A 24,206-nucleotide genomic window follows, 5' to 3' on the forward strand; every position below is an offset into this window, starting at 1 on the left:
TCCAAGGCACTCTCGCCAGGAAGATGAAGCAAGACCATGCCCAAAGGATTGCGACGCGCCACCACCGCCTTATTGGTTACCCTCGGCCTTTACAGCCTGATCGGGTTCCTCATCTTGCCCGGCATTGCGCTGCGCATCGCCAATCAGCAGTTGGAGCAATACGCGAACGAGCCGGCGCGGCTGGATCGCCTGCAACTCAACCCCTTCACACTGGAACTGGATCTTTGGGGCTTGCACTTGGGTGAGCCAGGCAAGGAACAGGTAGCCTTCGAGCATCTGGCCGTGAATCTGCAACTGGACAGCCTGTGGAGCGGCGCCCTGCACCTGGCCGACGTAACGCTGGTGAAGCCCCACACCGAAGTGCGCTTCGACAAGGACGGCACCCTCAACCTGGCGCAATTGTTCAAGCTGCCGGCCAGCGAGCAGCAGCCGGAAGAAGCCAGCGAGCCGTTCCCCCTGCGCATCGACCGCATCGAACTGCTGGGTGGCAATCTGCACTTCCAGGATCTGCGCCCGCAGGAGCCGATCGACATCCACTACGACGACCTCAACCTGGAGTTGCACAACCTCAGCACCCTGCCCGACGACAACGCCGATATGACGCTCGTCGCTACCGGCCCGGCTGGCGGTCGTATCGACTGGAGTGGCGAGCTGAGCCTGAGCCCGATTAGCTCCAGCGGCACGCTGAAGATCACCGACGAACCCATGAAAGCGTTCTGGCCCTACGTGCGCGACGCCGTTCCGCTGGTGCTCGAGAAAGGCGTCGTGAGCCTGTCGACTGACTATCAGTTGAACCTGCGCGACGGCACCGAGCTGCTGCTCAGCAACGCCCGCATCAAGGTCGCGCCATTCGCCATGCAGGCACCGGACGGCAAGCCGCTGGTGAAGCTGGATTCCCTCGAGGTCAGCGAAACGTCTCTGGATCTGGCCAAACAGCAGGTGGTGATCGGCAAGGTACGTGGGCAGAAACTGGAAGCCTGGGCGGCCCGCGAAGCCGATGGCGAACTCGACTGGCAGAAGCTCCTGGCCGGCAAACCGCAGCAAGCCGCGAAGCAGGCGCCAGCGGCAGATGCGCCAGAGCCCGAAGCGACCGCCCCTGCCGGCGACGCCACACAACCAGCTGCGAAAGAGCCTGGCAAACCCTGGCAGGTGCAGGTCAAGGACGTGCAACTGCGCGACTATCACGCCCATTTGATCGACCGTGTACCGAGCGAAGCAGTCGCCGTAGAGCTTGGCCCGCTCGATCTGGACATGCAGAACTTCGACAGCCTCGGCACCTCGCCCTTCGCGCTCAAGCTGGATACCGGCGTCGGCAAACAGGGCAAGCTGCAGGCCGAGGGACAGGTACAACTGAGCCCGACCACCGCCAACCTGAAGGTGGCCACCCGCAATATCGACCTGCGTGTAGCACAGGCCTACCTCAGCCCCTTTGTGCACCTGGAGCTGCGCAGCGGCCTGCTGAGCAGCGATCTTGGCGTTGAACTCACGGCAATCGAGCCACTGGCGCTGCGTGTTCAAGGCAAGGCCCAGATCACTCAGTTGCACACCCTCGACACCCTCAAGGATCGCGACCTGCTGCGCTGGAAGCAGTTGGATCTGGGCGGCATAGACTATCGACACGGCGACCGCCTGGACATCGAGCGAGTCGACCTGGAACAGCCCTACGTACGCTTCATCATCAACGAAGACCTGACCACCAACGTCAACGAGTTGATCATCAAGCAACCTGCCGGCAATGCCGCCCAGGCGCAGTCCTCGGCCACCGCCGACAAGCCGATGGCGATTCGCATCGGCGAGGTCAGCCTGAAGGATGGCTCGGCCAACTTCGCCGACTTCAGCCTCAGGCCCAACTTCGCCACCGCCGTGCAGCAGCTCAATGGCCGCATCGGCACTCTCGACAGCACCAGCAGCAAACCGGCGCCTGTGGATATCAGCGGCAAGGTCGACCGCTACGCACCGGTCAGCATCAAGGGCAGCCTGACGCCTTTCGACCCAATGCAGAGCCTGGATATCGCCACCCAGTTCAAGCAGGTCGAGCTGACCACACTGACGCCCTACTCCGGCAAGTTCGCCGGCTACCGCATCCGCAAGGGCCGCCTCAACCTGGACCTGCACTACCGCATCAACGACGGCAAGCTGAACGCCCAGAACAAGGTACTGGTCGAGCAACTGCAACTCGGTGAAAAGGTCGACAGCCCGGATGCGGTGGATCTGCCGATCCGCCTGGCCGTGGCCCTGCTCAAGGACACCCAGGGGCGCATTTCTATCGAGCTGCCGCTGGAAGGTGACCTCAACAACCCGCAATTCAGTGTCATGCCGATCGTCTGGCAGACCCTGCGCAATCTGGTGCTGCGTGCCGCCCAGGCTCCGTTCAAGTTCATCGGCGGGCTGGTCAGTGGCGGCGCCGAGATGGACTTGAGCACCGTAGTCTTCGCAGCAGGCAGCGACGAACTGGACGGCCAGGCGAAGAAGTCTCTCGACGTACTCTCCAGCGCCCTGCAGGAGCGTCCTACCCTGCGCCTGGAAATCGAAGGCGCCAGCGCACAGAGCAGCGACGGCCCACTGCTGGCCGCGCAGCGCCTCGAGCGCGAGTATCAGGATTATCTATATCGCATCATGCAACGCCGCGGTGATCAGGTGCCGGCCAGCGCCGAGTTGCTGGTAGTGCCTGAGGACGAAAAAGCCCCACTGCTGGAAGGCATCTACCGTGCGCGCCTGAAACAGCAGCCGCCTGCCGAGTGGGCCGACCTGGACAGTGACGAACGCACGCAGCGCCTGCGCGATGCCGTGGTCGAATCCTGGACTGACAGCCGTGGCCTGCTGCGCCAGCTGGCACAGGATCGTGCGGCAGCGATCAAGGACTATCTGGTCGATAGCGGCAAGCTGGCTGCTGAGCGCGTCTATCTGCTCGACGTCAGCTTCGGCGAGGCCACCAGCGACGGCCGTGTGGCCACCCCCCTTCATCTGGGCAGCGAGTGACGACATGAAACGACTGGGTCTGATGCTGGCGCTTTGCGCCGCCCCACTGCTGAGCCAGGCCGATACCCTGCGCTGCGGCAGCAAGCTGGTGAACCTCGGCGATCGCACCTTCGAGGTGATGCAGAAATGCGGCGAGCCGGCGTTCCGCGACCCTGTCGGCTACACCCTGGGCGGCTACGACAGGCGCGAAACGAATATCGAGGAATGGGCCTACGAGCCCAGCAACGGTATGTTCACCATCCTGACTTTCGAGGGCAATCGGCTGACGCGCATCGAGCGCAAACGCCAGCAATGACGACCATGAAGACACTCATCTCTTGCACCCTGCTCATGCTCCTGGCCGGCACCGCCAACGCAGCGACCTGGCGCTGTGGCAGCGCTCTGGCGAGCAGCGGCGACAGCACCGCCGAAGTCCTGTCCAAATGTGGCGAACCAAACAACCGCGCATTCATCGGCTACAAGGAACAGACCGACAGCTACGGCTTCACCCATGAAGTGCAGATAGAGGAATGGAATTACGGCCCGCGCAACGGCATGAACTACTTTCTGCGTTTCGAGGGCAATCGTCTGAACAGGATCGACAGTAAACGCGGCGATTAGCCGTCAGACGATCAGAGCGGGCGACGACAGGACGCCGTCACCCGCTGGCGATCAACCGCGCGCAGCGGTGATTGCCTGGATGTAAGCCTCGGACTGACGCTGATCCTTGATCAGGGCGACGAAGTCATTACCGTCGGCATCCTTGGCATCGAGGTCATAACCGGCTTCGACGAAGAACCCCACGAAACGCTCGAAGTCGTGGTCACGCAGACCGCGGTAGGCCTTGACCAGTTTGTGCAGCGAGGGCTGCGTGGCGTCAGCCGGCTCCACGGCGAGAAACAGCTTGATCTGCTCATCGCTCACTTCGTCGCCAATCACCTGCTTCTTGTCTTTACGCATCGCTCACTCCAACAAACCAGACCACACGGGGCGGGCAGTGTAACCCCGGCGCCGCAACCGCTCAACGCAGGGTGCAGGACTCAGACGCAGCCGACCTTTCTAACACCAGCACGACTTGAGCGGTACGCGACCTAAGTCAACCACCACGCCCTCTACCCGCTCCTATACTGGCGGCAATCTCCCAGGAATTGCCACGATGCCCACCCTGTTCGCCGCTTGTCGCCAGAGCCTGCGCGGTTACTCCTGGGCCAGCCTGCGTGGCGACCTGAGCGCTGGCCTCACGGTGGGCATCATCGCCATCCCGCTGGCCATGGCCCTGGCGATCGCCGTCGGCGTGGCGCCGCAACATGGCCTCTACACCGTGCTGGTCGCAGCGCCGCTGATCGCCCTGTGTGGTGGTTCGCGTTTTAACATTTCCGGCCCCACCGCAGCCTTCGTGGTGATTCTGCTGCCGATCACCGGGCAGTTCGGCATCGGCGGCCTGCTGCTGTGCACCATGCTGGCCGGGCTGATCCTGATCGCCCTGGGCCTGCTCAAGGCCGGTCGCCTGATCGAGTTCGTGCCCTACCCGGTCACGCTTGGCTTCACCGCGGGTATCGGCATCGTCATCGCCACGCTGCAGATCAAGGACTTGCTCGGCCTGCAACTGGCCGGACAACCGAGCCATTACGTGGAGCAATTGCAGTTGCTGTTCCAGGCCCTGCCCGGCATCCATTTGGGCGACAGCCTGGTGGCGCTGGCCTGCTTTGCTGTGTTGCTGCTGTGGCCGCGGCTGGTGCCGCGCATCCCCGGGCATCTGGTGGCACTGACAGTCGGTGCACTGCTGGGCCTGCTGCTGGATCGAGGCGGTCTGTCGGTGTCGACTTTGGGCGAGCGCTTCAGCTACGTCGTCGACGGCGTCAGTTACCCAGGCATTCCACCCTTTCTGCCAACCTTCGCCTGGCCTTGGCATCTGCCTGGCGCCGATGGCCAGCCGTTGATTCTGTCCTTCGAGCTGATCCGCCAGTTGCTGGCCCCGGCGTTCGCCATCGCCATGCTCGGCGCCATCGAATCGCTGCTCTGCGCCGTGGTCGCCGATGGCATGACCGGCAGCAAACACGACCCCAATGCCGAATTGCTCGGCCAGGGCATCGGCAACCTGGTCGCGCCACTGTTCGGCGGTATCACCGCAACCGCGGCCATCGCCCGGAGCGCCGCCAACGTGAGAGCCGGTGCCCGCTCGCCCCTGGCAGCCATCATCCACGCTGCCGTGGTGCTGGCGGCGATCCTGTTTCTCGCCCCGCTGTTCAGCTACCTGCCGATGGCCGCGCTGGCCGCCCTGCTGCTGATGGTCGCCTGGAACATGAGCGAAGCCCACCATGTAGCGCATACCCTGCGCATCGCTCCACGCAGCGACGTGCTGGTATTGCTGACCTGCCTGCTGCTCACGGTGCTGTTCGACATGGTGCTGGCGGTTGGCGTCGGCCTGTTGCTGGCCGCTGGGCTGTTCATCAAGCGCATGAGCGAACTGACCGACACGCGCAGCCTGCCACGGCACAGCCACCAGGCCCTGAATGACCTGCCGGAGCATGTGCAGGCCCTGGCCATTCGCGGCCCGTTGTTCTTCGGCGCAGCGGAGCGCACGCTCGGCGCCCTGCGCCGCCTCGATCCGCATATCCGGGTGGTGATTCTCGACGTCAGCGCCGTGCCTATGCTCGATATGACCGCCCTCGCGGCACTGCACAGCATCGTGCTGGAGTACCGCAAGCACGGCATTTCACTGATCGTCAGCGGCGCCTCGCCGTCGCTGCGCCTGAAGCTGCGCCGTGCCGGCCTGCAGAGTGCCCACGGCCGCCTGAGCTATGCCCAGGATCTACCCCGCGCCCGGGCGATCTGCGAGAGCTGGCGATCAGAGTCCGACGAATCGACGAACCTTTAGAGCCCTTTCACCGCATAAATCCCCGGCGCATTGCGCCAGTAGCCCTTGTAGTCCATGCCGTAACCGAAAATGTAGCGGTCGACGCACGGCAGGCCCACGTAGTCGGCCTTGAGGTCCGGCCGCGCCTTGCGGTCGTGATCCTTGTCGATCAGCACGGCGGTATGCACCTTGGCGGCGCCGGCGTGGTGGCAGAAGTCGATGATCGCGCCCAGGGTGTGCCCTTCGTCGAGGATGTCGTCGATGATCAGCACGTCGCGGTCGATGAACGAGACTTCCGGCTTGGCTTTCCAGAACAGCTCGCCGCCACTGGTCTGGTTGCGGTAGCGGCTGGCATGCAGGTAGGAGGCTTCCAGGGGGAAGTCGAGCTTGGTCAGCAGTTTGCCGGAAAAGATCAGCCCTCCATTCATCACGCAGAACACCACCGGGTTGCGCTCGGCCAGCTCGGCGTTGATGGCAACGGCGACGCGGGCGATGGCGGCTTCCACTTCGGCTTCGCTATACAGGCAGTCGGCTTCGGTCATTACCTGGCGGATGTGGGCGAGATCGGCGGGCATGTCATGTCCTCATTGGCGGCGACTGTGAGCAGAAGCGTGGCTCTGCGGGCGTCGGTTCGCACGGTATGAATGGCTCCGGCGTAAGAGCTGATCACCGGGTCAGAAAAAGGCGGCACGTTACCCATCCGCTAGATGAGGCGCAAGCGTCCACGGATGCGCTCGACAAGTGGCATGGCCGTTGCGAGCGGTTTTTAAAAAGTTCCACATGCGCAGCGCCCACAGCGCTACGCAATGCTTTAATCTAGCGTGTTTTTTGCCCATTTTTGCCGGAGACCCCGCAATGCCAGTCCTCGAGATCCGCCATCCGCTGATTCGCCACAAGATCGGCCTCATGCGCCGCGCGGATATCAGTACCAAGAACTTCCGCGAACTGGCCCAGGAAGTGGGCGCCCTGCTCACTTACGAGGCGACTAAGGATCTGCCGCTGGAAAACTACGAAATCGCCGGCTGGGCAGGCCCCGTGCAGGTCGAGAAGATCTCCGGCAAGAAGATCACCGTGGTGCCGATCCTGCGTGCTGGCATCGGCATGCTCGACGGCGTGCTCAGCCTGATTCCGGGTGCCAAGGTCAGCGCCGTCGGCGTGGCCCGCAACGAAGAAACGCTGAAGGCGCACACCTACCTGGAGAAGCTGGTACCGGAGATCAACGAGCGCCTGGCGATGATCATCGACCCGATGCTGGCCACCGGTGCTTCCATGGTCGCTACCATCGACCTGCTCAAGAAGGCCGGCTGCAAGGAAATCCGCGCCATGGTGCTCGTCGCTGCCCCCGAGGGCATCAAAGCGGTCAACGAAGCCCACCCGGACGTGAAGATCTACACCGCGTCCATCGACCAGCGTCTCAACGAACACGGCTACATCATCCCCGGGCTGGGCGATGCCGGCGACAAGATCTTCGGCACCAAGCAGAAGGACGCCTGATCGATGCGCGACGAATTCAACGATCCGTTGTGGCGTCAGGTGCTGTCCGGCGCGCAGATGCTATTCGTGGCCTTCGGCGCCCTGGTGCTGATGCCGCTGATCACCGGCCTCGACCCTAACGTGGCACTGTTCACCGCGGGTCTGGGCACCCTGCTGTTCCAGATCGTCACGGGCCGTCAGGTACCGGTGTTCCTGGCCTCGAGCTTCGCGTTCATCACCCCGATCATTCTCGCCAAGGGCCAGTTCGGCCTGGCGGAAACCATGGGCGGCGTGGTTGCAGCCGGTTTCGTCTACACCTTTCTCGGCCTGGCCGTGAAGATCAAGGGCACAGGCTTCATCGACCGCCTGCTGCCACCGGTGGTAATCGGCCCGGTGATCATTTCCATCGGCCTGGCCATGGCTCCGATCGCCGCCAACATGGCGATGGGCAAAGCCGGTGACGGCAGCGTACTGCTGCCCTACAGCACGGCGATGTGGATTTCCATGCCGACCCTGCTGACCACCCTGATCGTCGCCGTTTTCGGGCGCGGCATCTTCCGTCTGGTGCCGATCATCTCGGGCATTCTGGTGGGTTTCGCACTGTCGATCTATTTCGGCGCCCTCGACCTCAGCCATGTTGCCGACGCGCCCTGGCTGGCAGTGCCGGCCTTCACCGCACCAGCGTTCAACTGGCAGGCGATTCTGTTCATCGTGCCGGTGGCGTTGGCTCCGGCCATCGAGCACATCGGTGGCGTGATCGCCGTGGGCAGCGTCACCGGCAAGAACTACCTGAAGAAGCCAGGCCTGCACCGCACACTGCTCGGTGACGGCCTGGCTACATCTGCAGCCGGTATGTTCGGCGGCCCGCCCAACACGACTTACGCGGAGGTCACTGGCGCGGTGATGCTGACCAAGGCCTACAACCCGAAGATCATGACCTGGGCGGCGATCTTCGCCGTCACCCTGGCTTTCATTGGTAAGTTCGGCGCTATCTTGCAGAGCATTCCGGTGCCGGTAATGGGCGGTATTCTCTGCCTGCTGTTCGGCTCCATCGCCGCGGTAGGCATGAACACCCTGATCCGCCACAGCGTCGACCTCAGCGAAGCGCGCAACCTGGTGATCGTTTCGGTGACCCTGGTGTTCGGGATCGGTGGCGTGCTGATCGGTACCGGCGACGGCCCGGACGACTTCGGCCTCAAGGGCATCGCCCTGTGCGCCATCGTCGCCATCGTGCTGAACCTGATCCTGCCGGGCAACGACGGCTGGAAGAAGAAATCTGCCGACGACGCGCCAGACATTTAAGATATAAACAAGCCCTGAGATAAGTCGCGCCCAGCTCCAGTAGCTGGGCGCTCGGTCTTAGCCCAGGCTTTGCGGCGCCCGCTCGCAAAGTCGCTTGAGCGCTGCCGCCCAGCCTGGGTGGTCGTTCAGGCAAGGCACCAGCTCCAGGCTCTCGCCGCCGGCCTCCACGAACTGCTCGCGACCGCGATCACCGATCTCTTCCAGCGTCTCGATGCAATCGGCAACGAAGGCCGGGCACATTACCAGCAGCTTTTTCACGCCCTGAGCCGCCAATTCGTCAAGGCGCGCTTCGGTGTAGGGCTCGATCCACTTGTCCTTGCCGAGGCGCGACTGGAACGACACCGACCACTGCTCCGGCCGCAGGCCCATGCGCGTCGCGAAGGCCTCGGCTGTGCGCATACACTGGGCGCGGTAGCAGGTGGACAGCACCTGCGGCGGCGCCGTGCGGCAACAGTCGGGCCCGCGCAGGCAGTGATTGGTCGGGTCTAGCTTGCGCAGGTGCCGCTCCGGCAAGCCGTGGAAGCTCAGCAGCAGGTGATCGAAGTCCTTTTCCAGGTAAGGCCTGGCGCTGTCGGCCAGGGCGTCGATGTAATCGGGATCCTGGAAGAATGGTGGGAGGATGGCGAAGCGGATCGGCAGCTGGCGCTCACGCACCACGCGCTTGGCTTCTTCGATCACGGTGGTGGTGGTGCTGTCGGCGAACTGCGGATACAGCGGCGCAAGGGTGACCTGTTCGATGCCCTGGCTGGCGAGACGGGTCAGCACGGTTTCCAGCGAGGGCTCGCCGTAGCGCATGGCCAGTTCGACCGGCCCCTGGGTCCACTGGATTTTCATCGCCTCCTGCAAACGCTTGCTGAGCACGATCAGCGGCGAACCATCAGGCCACCAGATCGAGGCATAAGCATGGGCCGATTGCGCCGGGCGGCGGATCAGAATCAGCGACACCAGTAACCGCCTTAGCGGCCACGGCAGATCGACCACATAGGGATCCATCAGAAACTGGTTGAGATAACTCCTGACATCCGCGACTTCCGTGGAGGCGGGCGAGCCGAGATTGACCAGTAGTAAGGCGTGATCGGTCATGCAATATCATCCTGTTAATGAAGGCTCAGCAAATCCACCAAAGCCACGTCGAGATGCGTGAAACGAAATTCGAAGCCGGCCTCCTGCGCCCTGACCGGCAGAGCATGCTGGCCACCCAGCAGGAGCAACGACATCTCGCCCAGACCGGCACGCAGCGCAAAGGCCGGTAACGGCACGATGGCAGGCCTGTGCACGGCATGGCCGAGTTCGCTGGCGAATTCACGGTTGCGTACCGGGTGCGGTGAGCAGGCATTATAGGGACCGCGCGCCTGCTCCTGCTGCAAGAGAAAATCAATCAGGGCAATTTGGTCAGCGATATGAATCCACGGCATCCACTGGCGGCCATTGCCTATGCGGCCACCCAACCCAAACCGGAACGGCGTAACCATACGCTTGAGGATGCCACCCTCTTTCGCCAACACCAGACCGGTACGCAGCAGGATCACGCGAATGCCAAAAGCCTCCGCCTGCTGCGCGGTGTCTTCCCAGGCCACACAAAGCTGCGCGGCAAAATCCACTCCAGGCGAAGCCTGCTCATCAATCAGGCGCTCACCACTATCGCCGTACCAGCCGACTGCCGACCCCGACAGCAGTACCGTGGGTTTCTGTTCACGGCTCTGTAGCCAGGCCAGCAATTGCTCGGTCATGTGGATGCGGCTTTCACACAGGAGCTGCTTGCGCGCTTTGCTCCAGGGGCGGTCAGCGATGGGCGCACCGGCCAGGTTGACGACGGCATCCAGCGGCTCGGCACCGATATCCTCCAGCCGCCCGACACCGCGTACACGAGTACCGCAGAGCGCTGCCACCTGCTCCGGGCGGCGACTCCATACCGTCAACTGGTGCCCCTGCTCGAGCCAGTAACGACAAAGCGCGCGGCCAATCAGGCCAGTACCGCCGGTGATCAGGATATGCATGGCAGATTCCTCACTGTGGTGTGCTCACAAGGCTCGACGCTGTTGCAGGATGATGCTCAACAACAATAGCCCGGCAGCACAAGCAGCCGACATAAACAGGGAAACTATTGCCACCCGCACCTATTCTGAAGAATAGATGCCCTGACTGCAGGTACGGTGCTGCTGCGGACATAAGCTTATACAGAAACTGTACATTGTACGACCCATGTCCAAGGCGTAGCCTTGGGGCCCAGTGGGCTGACGACCTTACGGTCGCAACAGCCCGATAGCACACGAGGTAAACATGACCAGTACCGCTCCCATCGCCATCATCGGCACCGGTATCGCCGGATTGTCCGCGGCCGAGGCACTGCATGCCGCCGGATACCCGGTGCAATTGTTCGACAAGAGCCGTGGCAGCGGCGGTCGCATGTCCAGTAAGCGCAGCGACGCTGGAACCCTTGATTTGGGTGCTCAATATTTCACCGCCCGCGACCGCCGCTTCGCTGCCACCGTCCAGCAATGGCAGGCGCGCGGCTGGGTCGAGGAATGGACGCCCAGCCTCTATCAATTCGCCAACGGCACACTTAGCCCGTCAGCCGATGAACAGGTTCGCTGGGTCGGCAAGCCACGCATGAGCGCGATTACACGCGCCATGCTGGGCGCACTCCCGGTGAAATTTTCCTGCCGTATCACCGAGGTATTTCGCGGCGAGCAGCACTGGCACCTGCTCGATGCCGACGGCGAGAGCCACGGCCCATTCAGCCACGTCATCATCGCCACTCCGGCGCCCCAGGCCAGCGCCCTGCTGGCTGCAGCACCGAAACTCGCCGCCACGGTGGCCGGCGTAACGATGGAGCCCACCTGGGCAGTGGCACTGGCTTTCGAAGAGCCGCTGAAGACGCCCCTGGAAGGCTGCTTCGTGCAGGACGAGGTGCTCGACTGGACGGCGCGCAACCGCAGCAAGCCGGGCCGCGATACCACCCTGGACACCTGGGTGCTGCACGCCAGTAGCAGTTGGAGTCGCCAGCACCTGGATCTTTCCAAGGAGCAGGTGATCGAGCATCTGCATGGCGCCTTTGCGGAAATGATCGGCTGCGCAGTACCGGCCCCTGTATTCAGCCTCGCCCACCGCTGGCTGTACGCCCGCCCCACGGCAGCGCATCAACTGGGCGCCCTGGCTGACGCCGACCTGGGCCTCTACGCCTGCGGTGACTGGTGCCTGTCCGGCCGGGTCGAAGGTGCTTGGCTCAGCGGTCAGGAAGCGGCCCGCAAACTCATAGCGCATAACCAATGAATACCGCGAAGCATCGCCTGACCCCGCGCAAGCTGCTGCTCTCCAAATGGACGGCAGCCACGCCACAGAACCGCGAAAAGCACTTTCTGGTCACCGAACTGTTCTGCGACGAGGAAGGCACGGTGCTGGAAGTGGAACTGCAGGCCATACTCAGCAAACGTGGCCAGCGCATCGACTGGCGCGTTCTTCAGGATGCCGACAACTGGAAGATGGGCTGGCGTTGAGACGTCGTTTATTGCACCTGATGCGGACAAAAGCTGTACACAGCATTTGACTTGTACAAGATCGCGCCTAATATGAAATGAAACTTGTACAAAAATAAATCCTTGTACAAGATAATTTCGAAGGTGCGCTATGCCCGTCCACTGCGAAAAACCCAAGCTCGGCGTCAGTGCCTGCCTGCTCGGCGCCGAAGTGCGCTACAACGGCGGGCACAAAGCCTCAAGGCTATGTCTGGATCAACTGAGCGACTATTTCGAGTTCGTGCCCTTCTGCCCCGAAGTCGCCATTGGCCTGGGTACGCCGCGCGAGCCGATCCGCCTGGTCGGTGACCCGGCAGCGCCCCGTGCCGTGGGCACCGTACATCCTGACAAGGATCACACCGAGGCGCTGACCGCCTATGGCGAGCAGGTGGCTGCCGATTTGCCACCGATCTGCGGCTATATCGTCATGCAGCAGTCGCCGTCCTGTGGCCTGGAACGGGTCAAGGTCTATCAGGACAACGGTCACCCCAGCGAGCCGAAAGGCCGCGGCCTGTACACCGCGGTGCTGTGCGAACGCCACCCAAACCTGCCCATCGAGGAAGATGGCCGGCTCAATGACCCGGTGCTGCGTGAGAACTTCCTGACCCGGGTATTCACCTACGCGCAGTGGCAGGCGCTCTGTGAATCCGGCCTGAGCCGCGGCAAGCTGATCGCATTCCATGCCCGCCATAAATACCTGCTGATGGCCACCGACCCACTGCGCTACAAACGCCTCGGTCGCCTACTCAGCGATTTGTCCGGGCAGGGCCTACACAGCCTGGCCGAGCACTACATCGGCGAACTGATGACCGCGCTGAAACGCTGCGCGACGCGCGGCACGCATGCCAACGTGCTGCAACACTTGAGCGGCTACCTGAAAAGCTCCCTGAGCGCCGCGGAAAAGCAGGAAATGCAGCAGCTCATCGAGCAGTACCGGCAGGGCATCGTGCCACTGGTGGTGCCGCTGACCCTGCTCAAGCACCACTTCCGCCAGCACCCCGACAGCTACATCGAGCAGCAGGTCTACCTGCAACCGCACCCGGAAAACCTCAGCCTGCGGAACGCCCTATGAACCAACCAATCTCTCCAGACCCGAGCGCCGAGGCTTACCGCGATGCCATTGCCGACGGCTACCTGCCGATCCGCGACGTGGCCAGCCTGACTGGCGTGAATCCGGTCACCCTGCGCGCCTGGGAGCGCCGTTACGGCCTGATCGTGCCGCACCGTACCGCCAAGGGCCACCGCCTGTACTCTCCGGAGCAGGTGCAGACCATCCACACCGTGCTCGGCTGGCTCAATCGCGGGGTATCGGTCGGCCAGGTCAAGGGCCTGCTGCGTGCCGATCAGCCGCTGCCAGCCGACCAGGCCTCGCAGTGGCAGGAAAAACGCGAGCAGCTGTGCCATGCCATCCACCTACTCGACGAGCGCCAGCTGGACGAACGCTTCAATGCCGAACTGGCTCTCTACCCACCACAGATTCTTTGCCAGCACCTGCTCCTGCCGCTGCTGGCAATCCTGGAGGAGCGCTGGCCACAGCGCGCCGGCGCGAAGACCGAACGGCTGTTCCTGCACAGCTGGTTGCGCAGCAAGCTCGGTGCACGGGTCTACCACGACAACCGCCAGCACAGTGGCAAGCCGCTGCTGCTGATCAATCTCTGCCAAGTACCGATGTCGCCGCAGCTGTGGCTGTGTGCCTGGCTGATCGGCACAGCCGGCTGCCCGGTCGACGCCTTCGACGGGCCGATTCCGCCCAGTGAACTGCCGCTGGCCATCGCCCGCTTGCAACCCCGCGCCCTGCTGCTGTTCTGCGAAGCGGACTCCAACCCCGATGCCGAGTCGTCGCTACATGAGTGGCTGGGCGACCACGGCATTCCCTGCCTGTTGATCGGGGTTCAAGACCAGGCGCGTGGTGAGCAACTGATCGCCAATGCACCAGAGGGCGCAGACATCACTTTCATGGCCGATCCCCTGACAGCGTTGCAAACGCTCGCTGATCGCCATCTGCTCGAATAGGACGACTCATGTTGCAACTGATGTGGTTTCGAACCGACCTGCGCGTCACCGACAACAGCGCGCTGGCTGCGGCCATGCAGGCCGGGCCTACCGTCGCCGTATTCCTGCTCAGCCCGGCTCAGTGGCGCCAGCACGACGATGCACCGAGCAAGGTGGATTTCTGGCTGCGCAACCTGGCCGAATTGAGTGTGGAGCTGCAGCGCCTCAACGTGCCGCTGCTGATTCGCGAGGCGGATGAATGGAGCGCAGCGCCCAGGGTACTTGGCAAGCTGGCCCAGGAACTGGAAGCCACTGCAGTGCACGTCAACGAGGAATACGGCGTCAACGAAACCCGCCGCGACCGTGATGTCGCCGCCGCACTGGACGAACGTGGCGTCAACTTCAACAGCCACCTCGATCGCCTGCTGTTCAAGCCCGGCAGCGTGCTGACTCGCACGGGCACCTACTTCAAGGTCTACAGCCAGTTCCGTGGCGTCTGCTATCAGCGTCTGCACAGCGCGCTGCCGCCCCTGGTAGCACTGCCCAAGGCCCAAGCCAAGCTGAAGATCGACGCCGACCAGGTGCCGGGTAGCGTCGCTGGCTTCGAAACGCCCAGCCAGGCGCTGCGCGATACCTGGCCGGCCGGCGAACAGGTCGCTCGCGAACGACTGCAGCGCTTCGCCGATGAATGGATCGAGGACTATCACGACAACCGCGACTTTCCCGCACGCCCCGGCACCAGCCAGCTGTCCGCTTACCTGGCGGCGGGTGTGGTATCGCCTCGTCAGTGCCTGCACACGGCGCTGAACATCAATCAGGGTGAGTTCGAAAGCGGCAATCAGGGCGCCGTCACCTGGGTCAACGAGCTGATCTGGCGAGAGTTTTACACCCATATTCTGGTCGGCTATCCACGAGTATCCATGCACCGCGCCTTCCGCCCAGACACCGAGGCCCTGCCGTGGCGCAACGCCGGCAAGGAACTGCAGGCCTGGCAGGAAGGCCGCACCGGCATCCCGATCATCGACGCGGCGATGCGCCAGTTGCTGGAAACCGGCTGGATGCACAACCGTCTGCGCATGGTGGTGGCGATGTTCCTGACCAAGAACCTGCTGATCGACTGGCGCGAGGGCGAGCGCTTCTTCATGCGCCACCTGATCGACGGCGACCTTGCCGCCAACAACGGTGGCTGGCAGTGGAGCGCGTCGACCGGCACCGACTCGGTGCCCTACTTCCGCATCTTCAATCCGGTCAGCCAGTCACAGCGTTTCGATCCGGATGGCCGCTTCATCCGCCACTGGCTGCCGGAACTGGCCAAGCTCAGCGACAAGGCGATTCACGACCCGCACGCCGGTAGCAAGGGGCAGAAGGGTCTGTTCGGAAGCAGCCCGGACTACCCGCTGCCCATCGTCGATCTGCGCGCCAGCCGCCAGCGTGCCCTGGATGCGTTCAAGAACCTGCCCTCGGCAAGTGAGCCCTCATGAGCGAATTTCTGCAGCGTTTCGCCAGTGGCTTCGCCGCCCTGGACAAGCACAACCTGGATCGTCTCGGCGAGCTGTACAGCGACGACATTCAGTTTCGCGACCCGCTGCATGAGATTCATGGGTTGGCCGAGCTGCGGCGCTACTTCGGGCAGCTATACGCCAACGTTCGCGAACTGCACTTCGACTTTCAGGGTTATGACCAGGTTACCGAGGGTGAGGGCTATTTGCGCTGGACGATGCGCTATCGCCATCCGCGCCTCAGTGGGGGTGAAGAGATCTGCGTACCCGGCTGCTCCCACTTGCGCTGGCGCGATGGCCGCGTATACAGCCATCGCGATTTCTTCGACGTCGGCAACCTGCTTTACGAACATTTGCCTGTATTCGGCTCGGTCATTCGCTGGCTGAAAGGCAGGCTGGCATGAGCGCCTTCAGCAAACGCATCTGGCTGACCGGCGCCAGCAGCGGCATCGGCAACGCCCTGGCCGAGCGCCTGCTGCGCGATGGCCATCATCTGGCCCTGAGCGCGCGCCGGGAAGAGCCACTGCAGGTGCTGGCCGAGCGCTTCCCCGGCCAGGTACTGGTACTGCCGGGCGATCTCAGCGAAGCCGCCGAGGTCAACGCCATTGCCGAGCGCCTTACCGAACAGTGGGGCGCCCTCGACTGCGCGATTCTCAACGCCGGCACCTGTGAATACATCGACGCCAGTCATTTCGAGGCGGACATGGTCGAGCGCGTGATGCGCGCCAACCTGTTCTCGGCCAGCCACTGCATCGTCGCGGCGCTGCCGCTGCTGCGCCAAGCGAAGTCGGCGCATCTAGTTGGCGTCGCCAGCGCGGTCACCTACCTGCCACTGCCGCGTGCGGGTGCCTATGGGGCGTCCAAGGCGGCGCTGCGTTATCTGCTCGAGTCCCTGCGCGTGGATCTTGCCCACGAAGGCATTGCCGTCACTGTGGTCAGCCCTGGCTTCGTCGATACACCGCTGACCGAGAACAACGACTTTCCCATGCCCATGCGCTGGTCCGTGAGCAAAGCGGCCAACCATATCGCCAACAAACTTGACGCACGCCCCCTGGAAATCGCCTTTCCCGGTCCGTTCATCGCCGCAATGTGCCTGCTTGGCCGGCTGCCCGCACGCCTGCAACTGGCACTGGGCAAACGCCTGGCCCGCACTGACAAGGACGCTTCATGAAGATTGCCATCATCGGCAGCGGTATCTCCGGCCTCACCAGCGCGTACTTGCTCGCGCGGCGTCACGACATCAGTGTGTTCGAGGCCAGCGACTGGGTCGGCGGCCACACTCACACCGTGAATGTCGAAGTAGCGGGCAAGCCCTATGCGATCGATACCGGCTTCATTGTCTTCAACGACTGGACGTACCCCAACTTCATCCGTCTGCTAGATCAATTGGGCGTCGGCTACAAAGCCACCGAGATGAGCTTCTCGGTGAGCGACCCGGTCAGCGGCGTCGAATACAACGGCAACAACCTCAATACCCTGTTCGCCCAGCGCCGTAACCTGTTTTCACCCGCGTTCATCGGCATGGTGCGCGACATCCTGCGCTTTAACCGCGCCGCCCTCGACGACCTGCAACACAATCGTCTGGCGCCAGACACCACGCTGGGCGATTACCTGAAACGCGGCGGCTACAGCCAACGCTTCATCCATCACTACATCGTGCCGATGGGCGCTGCTATCTGGTCGACCTCACTGAGCGATATGCAGGCTTTCCCCCTGCAGTTCTTCGTGCGCTTCTTCAAGAACCACGGCCTGCTTTCGGTCAGCAACCGGCCTCAGTGGTGCGTGGTCGACGGCGGCTCAAGCAGTTACGTGGCGCCGCTCAGCGAATCCTTCAAGGAGCGTATCCGCCTCAATTGCCCAGTGCAGCGAGTGGAGCGCGACAGCGAGGGCGTGACCTTGCACAGCAGCGCTGGTGTGGAGCGTTTCGACAAGGTGATCTTCGCCTGCCACAGCGACCAGGCACTGGCGTTGCTGGCACAACCCAGCGCAGCCGAGCAGGCGATCCTCGGTGATCTGCCCTACTCCAGCAACGACGTGGTGCTGCACACCGATACCCGCCTGCTGCCCAAGCGTCGCCTGGCCTGGGCTAGCTGGAACTACCGGCTGGGCGGCAGCGAACAGCGCCCGGCAGCGGTGACGTACGACATGAACATCCTGCAAGGCATCGTGAGCGACACCACGTTCTGCGTCAGCCTCAACCAGACCGAGGCCATCGACCCAAGCACGATTCTGGCCCGTTACAGCTATGCCCACCCGCAATACAGCCTTGCCGGCATCGCCGCGCAAGCACGCTGGGAAGAACTGCAGGACAGCCAGCACAGCTACTTCTGCGGTGCTTACTGGGCCAACGGTTTCCACGAAGACGGCGTGGTCAGCGCGCTGCGCGTGGCCAGCGCATTTGGCGAGAGCCTCTGATGAACAGCGCGCTGTACAGCGGCTGGGTGCAGCACCGGCGTTTCTCGCCGCGAGCGCACCAGTTTCGTTATCGCATGGGCCTGCTGTACGTGGATCTGGATGAGCTCGACCAGGTGCTGGCGTTATCGCCCCTGTCCGGTCATGGCCGCTGGGCGCCATTTTCCCTGCGCGAACGTGACTTCCTACCGGGGCATATCGACCAGGGCGTACGCCTGATCGAAGCCGTACGCCAACTGGTGGAAAAGGCTCTGGGCAAACGTCCGAACGGGTCGATCTGCCTGTTGGCGCAGCCTCGTAGCTGGGGCCTGGCGTTCAACCCGGCGAGTTTCTTCTACTGCCACGATGAAGCCGGCAGGCTAGTGGCGATTTTGGTCGAGGTGCGCAATACGCCCTGGCGCGAGCGCTACCACTATGTGCTGCCGGTCTCGGGTGATGGTCATCAGCATGTGCGTTTCGATAAAGCATTCCACGTTTCGCCATTTCTGCCTCGCGATCTCGAATACCGCATGGCGTTCAGCCCGGTAGGCGAGCGTTTGGGCATTCACATGGCGGACTGGCAGGCTGACGAAAAACTCTTCGACGCCACCTTGAGTCTGCACCGCCAGCCGCTGCACCGGACAGGCATACACCGCCATCTGGTGAATTTTCCCTGGATGACCGGCAAGACCCTGGCCGCTATCTATTGGCAGGCTTTGCGCCTGCTGTGCAAACGCATCCCCCTATTCAATCACCAAGCTGCCAACGGCAACTTCCAGATAGCCCGCCCAGCCGAGGACGCGCACCATGAAAAGCCCTGATCTGACGAGCGCCAAACGGTCGGTGCGCGCCAGCGCGGGCATCGGCGCCAGCCTGTTGCGCGGCGCAGTGCTTCGCCAGTTACGCGGTTTGCGCCACGGTTCGCTGCACATCACCGAGAGCGGCGAACACCTGCAGTTCGGTGATTCGCACGCCAGCATGAGCGCGCATATCGATGTGCACGACAGTGCGATCTGGGGCATGGTCGCCAGCAATGGCTCGATCGGCGCCGGCGAGGCGTATATCCACGGTTACTGGAGTAGCCCGGATCTAACCGCTGTGATTCGCATATTCGCCAGCAACCTCGACCTGCTCGACGCCTTGGAAGGCGGCCTGGCACGCCTCGGCCGGCCGCTGCTGCACGGCCTGCACTGGCTCAATCGCAATACCCGGCAAGGGTCGCGTGACAACATTGCCGCCCATTACGACCTGGGCAATAGCCTGTTCGAACAGTTTCTCGACCCGACCATGATGTACTCCGCCGCCCAATTCCTGAGTGCAGACGACAGCCTGGAACAGGCTCAGTTGAACAAGCTGGAGCGCATTTGCCAGAAACTGGCGCTGACCGCGGATGACCATCTGCTAGAAATCGGTACCGGTTGGGGCAGCATGGCAATCTACGCCGCGCAGCATTACGGCTGCCGTGTGACCACTACCACCCTGTCGCGCGAACAGCACGCCCACACCGCGCAACGTATCGCCGAACTGGGCTTGCAGGATCGCATCACCCTGCTGCTGGAGGATTACCGCGACCTCAGCGGGCAGTTCGACAAGCTGGTGTCGATCGAGATGATCGAGGCAGTCGGCCACCGCTTTCTGCCCACCTACTTCGACAAATGCGCCAGCCTGCTAAAGCCCAACGGCTTGATGCTGCTGCAGGCCATCACCATTCGCGACCAGCGCTACCAGCAGACGAAACGCAGCGTCGACTTCATCCAGCGCTACATATTCCCCGGTGGTGCCCTGCCATCGCTGCACACCATGCTGCAGATCGTCACAGACAAGACCGATCTGAACCTGCACCACATGGAAGACTTCGGCCTGCACTACGCGCGCACCTTGCGGTTATGGCACGAAAACCTGCAGCAGGCGCGACACAAACTGGAGCACCTGGGTTACGACGAATTCTTCTTCCGCCTGTGGGAGTTCTATCTCTGCTATTGCGAGGGCGGCTTTATCGAGCGCACCATCGGCACCGCTCAACTGCTGCTGGCCAAACCGGCAGCGCGCCCACAACCGCTACTTGGACGATTCGGTGCCTAAAAACCTGCTCAACGCCATCCTCTTTCAAATCGGCTGGTTCGCTTGTGTACTCGGCGGCGGCCCCTGGTTGTGGCTGGTGGCGGTAATCATGCTGGTGCACCTGTTTTACATCGGCAGTTGGCAACGCGAAGGCAAACTGCTGATGAGCGTGTTCCTGGCAGGTAGCGCGCTGGACAGTTTTCTGCTGCAACTCGGCGTATTCGATTTTGGCGAACCTCGCCAGCTCGTTCCTCTGTGGTTGGGTCTACTGTGGCTGCTACTTGGTACCACGCTGTGCCACTGCCTGGCCTGGACCGCGCGGCCCTGGTGGCGCGCCAGCCTGCTCGGCGTTTGCTTCGCGCCGCTGTCTTACTACGCCGGCGCCGCCTTGAGCGGAGTGAGTTTCCCTTACGGCAGCACGATCACCCTGGCTGTGCTGGCGCTAATCTGGGCCGCGGTGCTGCCCGTGCTACATGGTTTCGCCAGGCTTTACGCGGTGGACAACCGACCGGCTTGAATCCACTCCCGTACAGCCGCACCTGGCGTAAACTAGCGCGATGAGCATCGACGACTACATCCCCCATACACAGATTCCCGAAAGCACCGAGGTCAGCTGTAGCACCTGTGCGGCCTGCTGCTGCCAACTGGAAGTGATACTGATCACCGATACCGGTGTGCCGCAGCGCTTTATCGACAACGATGAATGGGGCGGCGAGGTGATGCTCCGCCTGGATGACGGTTGGTGCGCAGCACTGGATCGCGACACCATGCGCTGCACGATCTACTCGGTGCGCCCACTGCTTTGCCGCGAATACGAGATGGGCGCCCCCGAGTGCCTGGAAGAGCGCCAAGGCATCGTCAATGCCTATCGCTGAACACGCCTTGCGCGACTCAGCCGCGAGCTTATTGCGCGCATAAAAAACCGGGCACTCGCCCGGTTTTTTACACGTGGTTTAGCGGTGAATAACGCTTAGAAATTCAGCCGATAGTGCACGGTATACGCCTCAACACCATCGTTAGGGCTCTTGATGCCAGCGTTGGAGTAGTGAATCGCACGAATCCCGACTTCATGACCGCCCGCAAAACGCAGACCAGCACCGATACGATCTTCGAACTGGAACGAAGACCCCAGGTCGTTGGACTCGAGTTTGGTATTGGAGAACGCCGCTACGCCGATACCCGCTTCCAGGTAGGGTTTGACGTTCTGCCCGGCAAACTCGTAAACGAATACTGGCGCAAAGGAAATGCTGTGGTTGGTGGAGGTATCATCACCTTCCCAATAGGTGTAGCCCGCATCCCAGTAGCCACTCAGATGGCCGACACTGCTTTCGAACCAGCGGCTGTTGAAATCGAACTGGGCACCGAGACGGTAGACCATGGTGGAGTCGCCAGACTGACCTACCGAAAAGGTCAATCCTGCAGCATGAACCGCTGTAACCGACCCAAGAGACAACGCAACTGCAGCGGCCAAGCCAACCAGTTTCTTCATTGGAAACACCCTTCTTATAGAAATCACGGACTGTTTTAAGTGAGGCACGGGAAAACTATAGTTACAGAGTTGAGCTAAGTTCCATTTGTTCTAAAAATATTTAATGGCCAATGGCCAATGGCCCATTAGCTCGTTTGGATAAAATCACTCACCTGCTCGGCGCTGCCCCATAGCTGCGGCATGACTCTCTGCATGGCAGACGGTTCACCACTGCACCAGAACCGGTCTGGCGCTGCCGGCCCGCCAGCCAGCAACTCTCTCTCTCCCAGCAAGCGCTGCAGTTGTCGGGCCACTGCGGCGCCGGTGTCGATCAGACTGATCGACGGCCCCAACCATTGGCTTAGCAACGGTTTGAGAAACGGGTAATGGGTGCAGCCGAGAATCAGCGTATCGCAGCCCTCGGCGAGCAGTGGCTCGACATAACCGCGCAGTAACTGGTGCAGTCGCGGATCGTCCAGATCACCCGCCTCGATCAGTTCCACCAATCCAGGACAAGGCTGAGTAATCACCCGCACATCGCTGGCGAACTGGTCGAGCAGCGCGGCAAAGCGGGCGCTTTTCAAAGTGCCGGTAGTGGCCAACACCCCAACCACGCCGGAGCGGGTTGCAGCCGCAGCCGGCTTGACCGCAGGCTCCATGGCGACGATGGGCAACTGAGGGTATAGCGCCCGCAGCTCGGCCACCCCGGCCACTGTGGCAGTGTTGCAGGCCAGCACCAGCGCCTTGGCACCTTGAGCCAGGAGGAATTCGGCAATGGCGCGGCAACGCGCGCGGATGTACTCGGCGCTTTTCTCGCCATAAGGCACGTGCCCGCTGTCGGACACATAGAGCAGCGACTCGTTCGGCAACAGCACACGTATCTCACGCAGCACCGTCAGGCCGCCTACACCGGAATCGAACACGCCAATTGGAGCTTCACTCATGGCCGCGGTTTGCGCATACGGTACAGCCGGGATCACGCTTGACCCGTAGCTCGCGGAATCGCGAGCCAAAGGCATCGATCAGCAGCAGGCGCCCTACCAACGGTTCACCAAAACCGACCAGCACTTTCAATGCTTCCAGCGCTTGCAGGCTACCGACCAGTCCAACCAGCGGCCCTGCCACCCCGGCTTCGCTACAGGTCAGTTCGGCTTCGCTGCCATGGCCGTAAAGGCAGTGGTAACAAGGGCTGTCATCACGACGCGGATCAAAAACGCAAAGCTGCCCCTCCAGACGGATCGCGGCGCCACTGACCAAGGGCCGGCGTGCAGCAACACAAGCAGTGTTGACTGCCTCGCGGGTACTGAAGTTATCCGAGCAATCGAGCACCAGGTCGACCGCAGCGACCGCAGCGGCCAAGGAGCCCGCATCCATTGCCTGCCGATGCGCATGTAAATGAACACCGGGATTGATGGCCACCAGCCGCGCCAGCGCCGAATCCACCTTGCTCTGGCCAATGCTCGCGGTGTCGTGAGCGATCTGCCGCTGCAGATTACTCAGGTCGACGGTATCGAAATCGGCCAGATGCAGCTCACCAACCCCGGCCGCCGCCAGATACAACGCCACCGGTGAGCCGAGCCCACCGAGGCCGACGATCAGCACGCGGCTGCTCTTGAGGCGCAACTGGCCATCGATATCGATCTGCGCTAACAGAATCTGCCGGCTGTAGCGCAGCAGTTCCTCATCGTTCAAGTGTTCACTCATGCGGCCACCGCCCCAGGCTGATGCGCTCATGATTGGCCAGATCGCGTCGGCTGTGAACCTCGGCGAAGCCACGGATCATCAGTAAATCGCGTACTGCCTCGGCCTGATCGAAACCATGTTCCAGCAACAGCCAGCCGGGTGCCGCCAGGTAGTCCGGCGCCTGCTCGATGATCAGTCGGATATCGTCCAGGCCGTCGAGGCCCGAAACTAGCGCACTGCTCGGTTCGAAGCGCACATCGCCCTCCTCCAGATGATGATCATCACTGGCTATATAAGGAGGGTTGCTGACGATCAGCCCATAACACTCGCCGTCCAGCCCAGCGAACCAATGGCTCGATCTGAACGCGGCATTGTCCAGCCCCAGACGCGTACCATTACTTTCCGCCAGAGCCACGGTTTCTTCGACCCGGTCGACACCCATCACTTGCCAAGCCGGTCGTTCACTCGCCAGCGCAAGAGCGATGGCGCCCGTGCCAGTGCCAAGATCGAGCACCCGTGCCGGGCCGCCAGGCAACAGCGCCAGCGTGGTCTCCACCAACAGCTCGGTATCGGGGCGCGGAATCAGGGTATGCGGCGCGACGTCCAGATCCAGGCTCCAGAAGCCCTGGCGCCCGAGAATGTACGCCACCGGCTCGCCGCTACGTCGGCGCGCCAGGCTGGCCGCAAAACGTACCGTAGATTCGGCCTCGACCTCGCGGTCGGCCCAGGTGCGCAGGTAGCTGCGCGGTTTGCCCAGCGCGTGAGCCAGCAACAGCTCGGCGTCCAAACGGGCGCTGGGCGAGTCCGGCAGTTCAGCGGCATTCAATAAAGACTCAATGGAAGCGATGACACACCACCTTTCGAGGGAGCTGAGGGGGACGCCGAGTGCTTGCCAGCGATGCCGTCTTCGCGATGCTCGCCGGCAAGCCGGCTCCTACAGGAGATTTATCGATCACAGTACGAACTGTCGGGTAGATGAGCAGCACGACATCCTTCCTGAACCGACT

The 24,206-nt window shown here is 62.5% G+C and carries 26 protein-coding genes; 18 read left to right on the forward strand and 8 right to left on the reverse strand.

All coding sequences use genetic code 11. The features are described from left to right. The first annotated feature begins 36 nt into the window (after positions 1-36). The 3 genes from ACZ0AI_RS12265 to ACZ0AI_RS12275 are packed head-to-tail and all read left to right on the forward strand — an operon-like array spanning position 37 to position 3,579. On the forward strand, positions 37-2,979 hold the full coding sequence (locus tag ACZ0AI_RS12265; protein WP_463562147.1) for a DUF748 domain-containing protein: 2,943 nt from the start codon (positions 37-39) through the stop codon (positions 2,977-2,979). Between the two features lie 4 nt (positions 2,980-2,983). Beyond that, on the forward strand, positions 2,984-3,274 hold the full coding sequence (locus tag ACZ0AI_RS12270; protein WP_042556240.1) for a DUF2845 domain-containing protein: 291 nt from the start codon (positions 2,984-2,986) through the stop codon (positions 3,272-3,274). Beyond that, complete coding sequence (locus tag ACZ0AI_RS12275) at positions 3,271-3,579, forward strand: DUF2845 domain-containing protein (RefSeq protein ID WP_463562148.1); 309 nt, start codon at positions 3,271-3,273, stop codon at positions 3,577-3,579. Before ACZ0AI_RS12270 ends, ACZ0AI_RS12275 begins: the two co-directional genes overlap by 4 nt. A 51-nt stretch (positions 3,580-3,630) precedes the next feature. On the opposite strand, the gene ACZ0AI_RS12280 is transcribed toward ACZ0AI_RS12275, so the two are convergent. After that, positions 3,631-3,918 (reverse strand): PA4642 family protein, encoded by a 288-nt coding sequence (locus ACZ0AI_RS12280; RefSeq protein WP_463562149.1) that lies wholly within the window; start codon positions 3,916-3,918, stop codon positions 3,631-3,633. 196 nt (positions 3,919-4,114) lie between these two features. Here ACZ0AI_RS12280 and dauA point away from each other — a divergent pair, with 196 nt between their 5' ends. Then, positions 4,115-5,836: a C4-dicarboxylic acid transporter DauA gene (gene dauA / locus ACZ0AI_RS12285; RefSeq protein WP_463562150.1), complete on the forward strand. Its 1,722-nt coding sequence runs from the start codon at positions 4,115-4,117 to the stop codon at positions 5,834-5,836. Here dauA and ACZ0AI_RS12290 read toward each other — a convergent pair. After that, positions 5,833-6,390 (reverse strand): hypoxanthine-guanine phosphoribosyltransferase, encoded by a 558-nt coding sequence (locus tag ACZ0AI_RS12290; protein WP_225838703.1) that lies wholly within the window; start codon positions 6,388-6,390, stop codon positions 5,833-5,835. The two genes, dauA and ACZ0AI_RS12290, sit on opposite strands and share 4 nt — an antisense overlap. A gap of 280 nt (positions 6,391-6,670) precedes the next feature. On the opposite strand from ACZ0AI_RS12290, the gene upp reads away from it, so the two are divergent. Next, complete coding sequence (gene upp, locus ACZ0AI_RS12295; RefSeq protein WP_225838701.1) at positions 6,671-7,309, forward strand: uracil phosphoribosyltransferase; 639 nt, start codon at positions 6,671-6,673, stop codon at positions 7,307-7,309. 3 nt (positions 7,310-7,312) lie between these two features. Continuing rightward, on the forward strand, positions 7,313-8,590 hold the full coding sequence (locus ACZ0AI_RS12300; RefSeq protein ID WP_463562151.1) for a uracil-xanthine permease family protein: 1,278 nt from the start codon (positions 7,313-7,315) through the stop codon (positions 8,588-8,590). Positions 8,591-8,647: 57 nt separating this feature from the next. Here ACZ0AI_RS12300 and hemH read toward each other — a convergent pair whose 3' ends face one another. Both hemH and ACZ0AI_RS12310 read right to left on the reverse strand, forming a co-directional pair. Next, the gene (gene hemH / locus ACZ0AI_RS12305) at positions 8,648-9,673 is read right to left on the reverse strand and encodes a ferrochelatase (RefSeq protein ID WP_463562152.1); all 1,026 of its coding nucleotides are present in this window, start codon (positions 9,671-9,673) and stop codon (positions 8,648-8,650) included. Positions 9,674-9,687: 14 nt separating this feature from the next. After that, complete coding sequence (locus ACZ0AI_RS12310) at positions 9,688-10,587, reverse strand: TIGR01777 family oxidoreductase (RefSeq protein ID WP_463570011.1); 900 nt, start codon at positions 10,585-10,587, stop codon at positions 9,688-9,690. A gap of 283 nt (positions 10,588-10,870) precedes the next feature. Here ACZ0AI_RS12310 and ACZ0AI_RS12315 point away from each other — a divergent pair, with 283 nt between their 5' ends. The 12 genes from ACZ0AI_RS12315 (at position 10,871) to ACZ0AI_RS12370 (ending at position 20,923) form a co-directional block, all read left to right on the forward strand. Beyond that, on the forward strand, positions 10,871-11,863 hold the full coding sequence (locus ACZ0AI_RS12315; RefSeq protein ID WP_463562153.1) for an NAD(P)/FAD-dependent oxidoreductase: 993 nt from the start codon (positions 10,871-10,873) through the stop codon (positions 11,861-11,863). Further along, positions 11,860-12,087: a TIGR02450 family Trp-rich protein gene (locus ACZ0AI_RS12320; RefSeq protein WP_463562154.1), complete on the forward strand. Its 228-nt coding sequence runs from the start codon at positions 11,860-11,862 to the stop codon at positions 12,085-12,087. The genes ACZ0AI_RS12315 and ACZ0AI_RS12320 overlap by 4 nt, the downstream gene beginning before the upstream one ends. Before the next feature lie 130 nt (positions 12,088-12,217). Continuing rightward, complete coding sequence (locus ACZ0AI_RS12325; RefSeq protein ID WP_463562155.1) at positions 12,218-13,177, forward strand: YbgA family protein; 960 nt, start codon at positions 12,218-12,220, stop codon at positions 13,175-13,177. Then, a complete protein-coding gene (locus tag ACZ0AI_RS12330; protein ID WP_463562156.1) occupies positions 13,174-14,118 on the forward strand; it encodes a MerR family transcriptional regulator in 945 nt (314 codons plus the stop codon). Before ACZ0AI_RS12325 ends, ACZ0AI_RS12330 begins: the two co-directional genes overlap by 4 nt. An 11-nt stretch (positions 14,119-14,129) precedes the next feature. Next, positions 14,130-15,578, forward strand: a complete 1,449-nt coding sequence (gene phrB / locus ACZ0AI_RS12335) for a deoxyribodipyrimidine photo-lyase (RefSeq protein ID WP_463565930.1) — start codon at positions 14,130-14,132, stop codon at positions 15,576-15,578. Next, entirely contained in the window at positions 15,575-16,000 is a 426-nt protein-coding gene (locus ACZ0AI_RS12340; protein WP_463562157.1) for a nuclear transport factor 2 family protein, read from the forward strand. The genes phrB and ACZ0AI_RS12340 overlap by 4 nt, the downstream gene beginning before the upstream one ends. Continuing rightward, positions 15,997-16,767, forward strand: coding sequence for an SDR family NAD(P)-dependent oxidoreductase (locus ACZ0AI_RS12345; protein ID WP_463562158.1), 771 nt, complete (start codon positions 15,997-15,999; stop codon positions 16,765-16,767). The genes ACZ0AI_RS12340 and ACZ0AI_RS12345 overlap by 4 nt, the downstream gene beginning before the upstream one ends. Next, entirely contained in the window at positions 16,764-18,011 is a 1,248-nt protein-coding gene (locus tag ACZ0AI_RS12350; protein ID WP_463562159.1) for an NAD(P)/FAD-dependent oxidoreductase, read from the forward strand. Before ACZ0AI_RS12345 ends, ACZ0AI_RS12350 begins: the two co-directional genes overlap by 4 nt. Beyond that, positions 18,011-18,808, forward strand: coding sequence for a DUF1365 domain-containing protein (locus tag ACZ0AI_RS12355; protein WP_463562160.1), 798 nt, complete (start codon positions 18,011-18,013; stop codon positions 18,806-18,808). Before ACZ0AI_RS12350 ends, ACZ0AI_RS12355 begins: the two co-directional genes overlap by 1 nt. After that, on the forward strand, positions 18,795-20,069 hold the full coding sequence (locus ACZ0AI_RS12360) for a class I SAM-dependent methyltransferase (RefSeq protein ID WP_463562161.1): 1,275 nt from the start codon (positions 18,795-18,797) through the stop codon (positions 20,067-20,069). Before ACZ0AI_RS12355 ends, ACZ0AI_RS12360 begins: the two co-directional genes overlap by 14 nt. Continuing rightward, a complete protein-coding gene (locus ACZ0AI_RS12365) occupies positions 20,062-20,565 on the forward strand; it encodes a DUF2878 domain-containing protein (protein ID WP_463570013.1) in 504 nt (167 codons plus the stop codon). Before ACZ0AI_RS12360 ends, ACZ0AI_RS12365 begins: the two co-directional genes overlap by 8 nt. Before the next feature lie 40 nt (positions 20,566-20,605). Then, the gene (locus ACZ0AI_RS12370; protein WP_463562162.1) at positions 20,606-20,923 is read left to right on the forward strand and encodes a YkgJ family cysteine cluster protein; all 318 of its coding nucleotides are present in this window, start codon (positions 20,606-20,608) and stop codon (positions 20,921-20,923) included. 95 nt (positions 20,924-21,018) lie between these two features. On the opposite strand, the gene ACZ0AI_RS12375 is transcribed toward ACZ0AI_RS12370, so the two are convergent. The 4 genes from ACZ0AI_RS12375 to prmC all read right to left on the reverse strand — a co-directional run bounded on the left by ACZ0AI_RS12375 (position 21,019) and on the right by prmC (position 24,046). Continuing rightward, a complete protein-coding gene (locus ACZ0AI_RS12375; RefSeq protein WP_463562163.1) occupies positions 21,019-21,537 on the reverse strand; it encodes an acyloxyacyl hydrolase in 519 nt (172 codons plus the stop codon). 125 nt (positions 21,538-21,662) lie between these two features. Continuing rightward, positions 21,663-22,460: a glutamate racemase gene (murI, locus tag ACZ0AI_RS12380; protein ID WP_463562164.1), complete on the reverse strand. Its 798-nt coding sequence runs from the start codon at positions 22,458-22,460 to the stop codon at positions 21,663-21,665. Next, positions 22,453-23,220 (reverse strand): molybdopterin-synthase adenylyltransferase MoeB, encoded by a 768-nt coding sequence (locus ACZ0AI_RS12385; RefSeq protein WP_463562165.1) that lies wholly within the window; start codon positions 23,218-23,220, stop codon positions 22,453-22,455. The genes murI and ACZ0AI_RS12385 overlap by 8 nt, the downstream gene beginning before the upstream one ends. Next, a complete protein-coding gene (prmC, locus tag ACZ0AI_RS12390) occupies positions 23,213-24,046 on the reverse strand; it encodes a peptide chain release factor N(5)-glutamine methyltransferase (RefSeq protein ID WP_463565931.1) in 834 nt (277 codons plus the stop codon). The genes ACZ0AI_RS12385 and prmC overlap by 8 nt, the downstream gene beginning before the upstream one ends. Between the last annotated feature and the right edge of the window lie 160 nt (positions 24,047-24,206).

This window comes from Pseudomonas sp. AC355 (assembly GCF_979258205.1).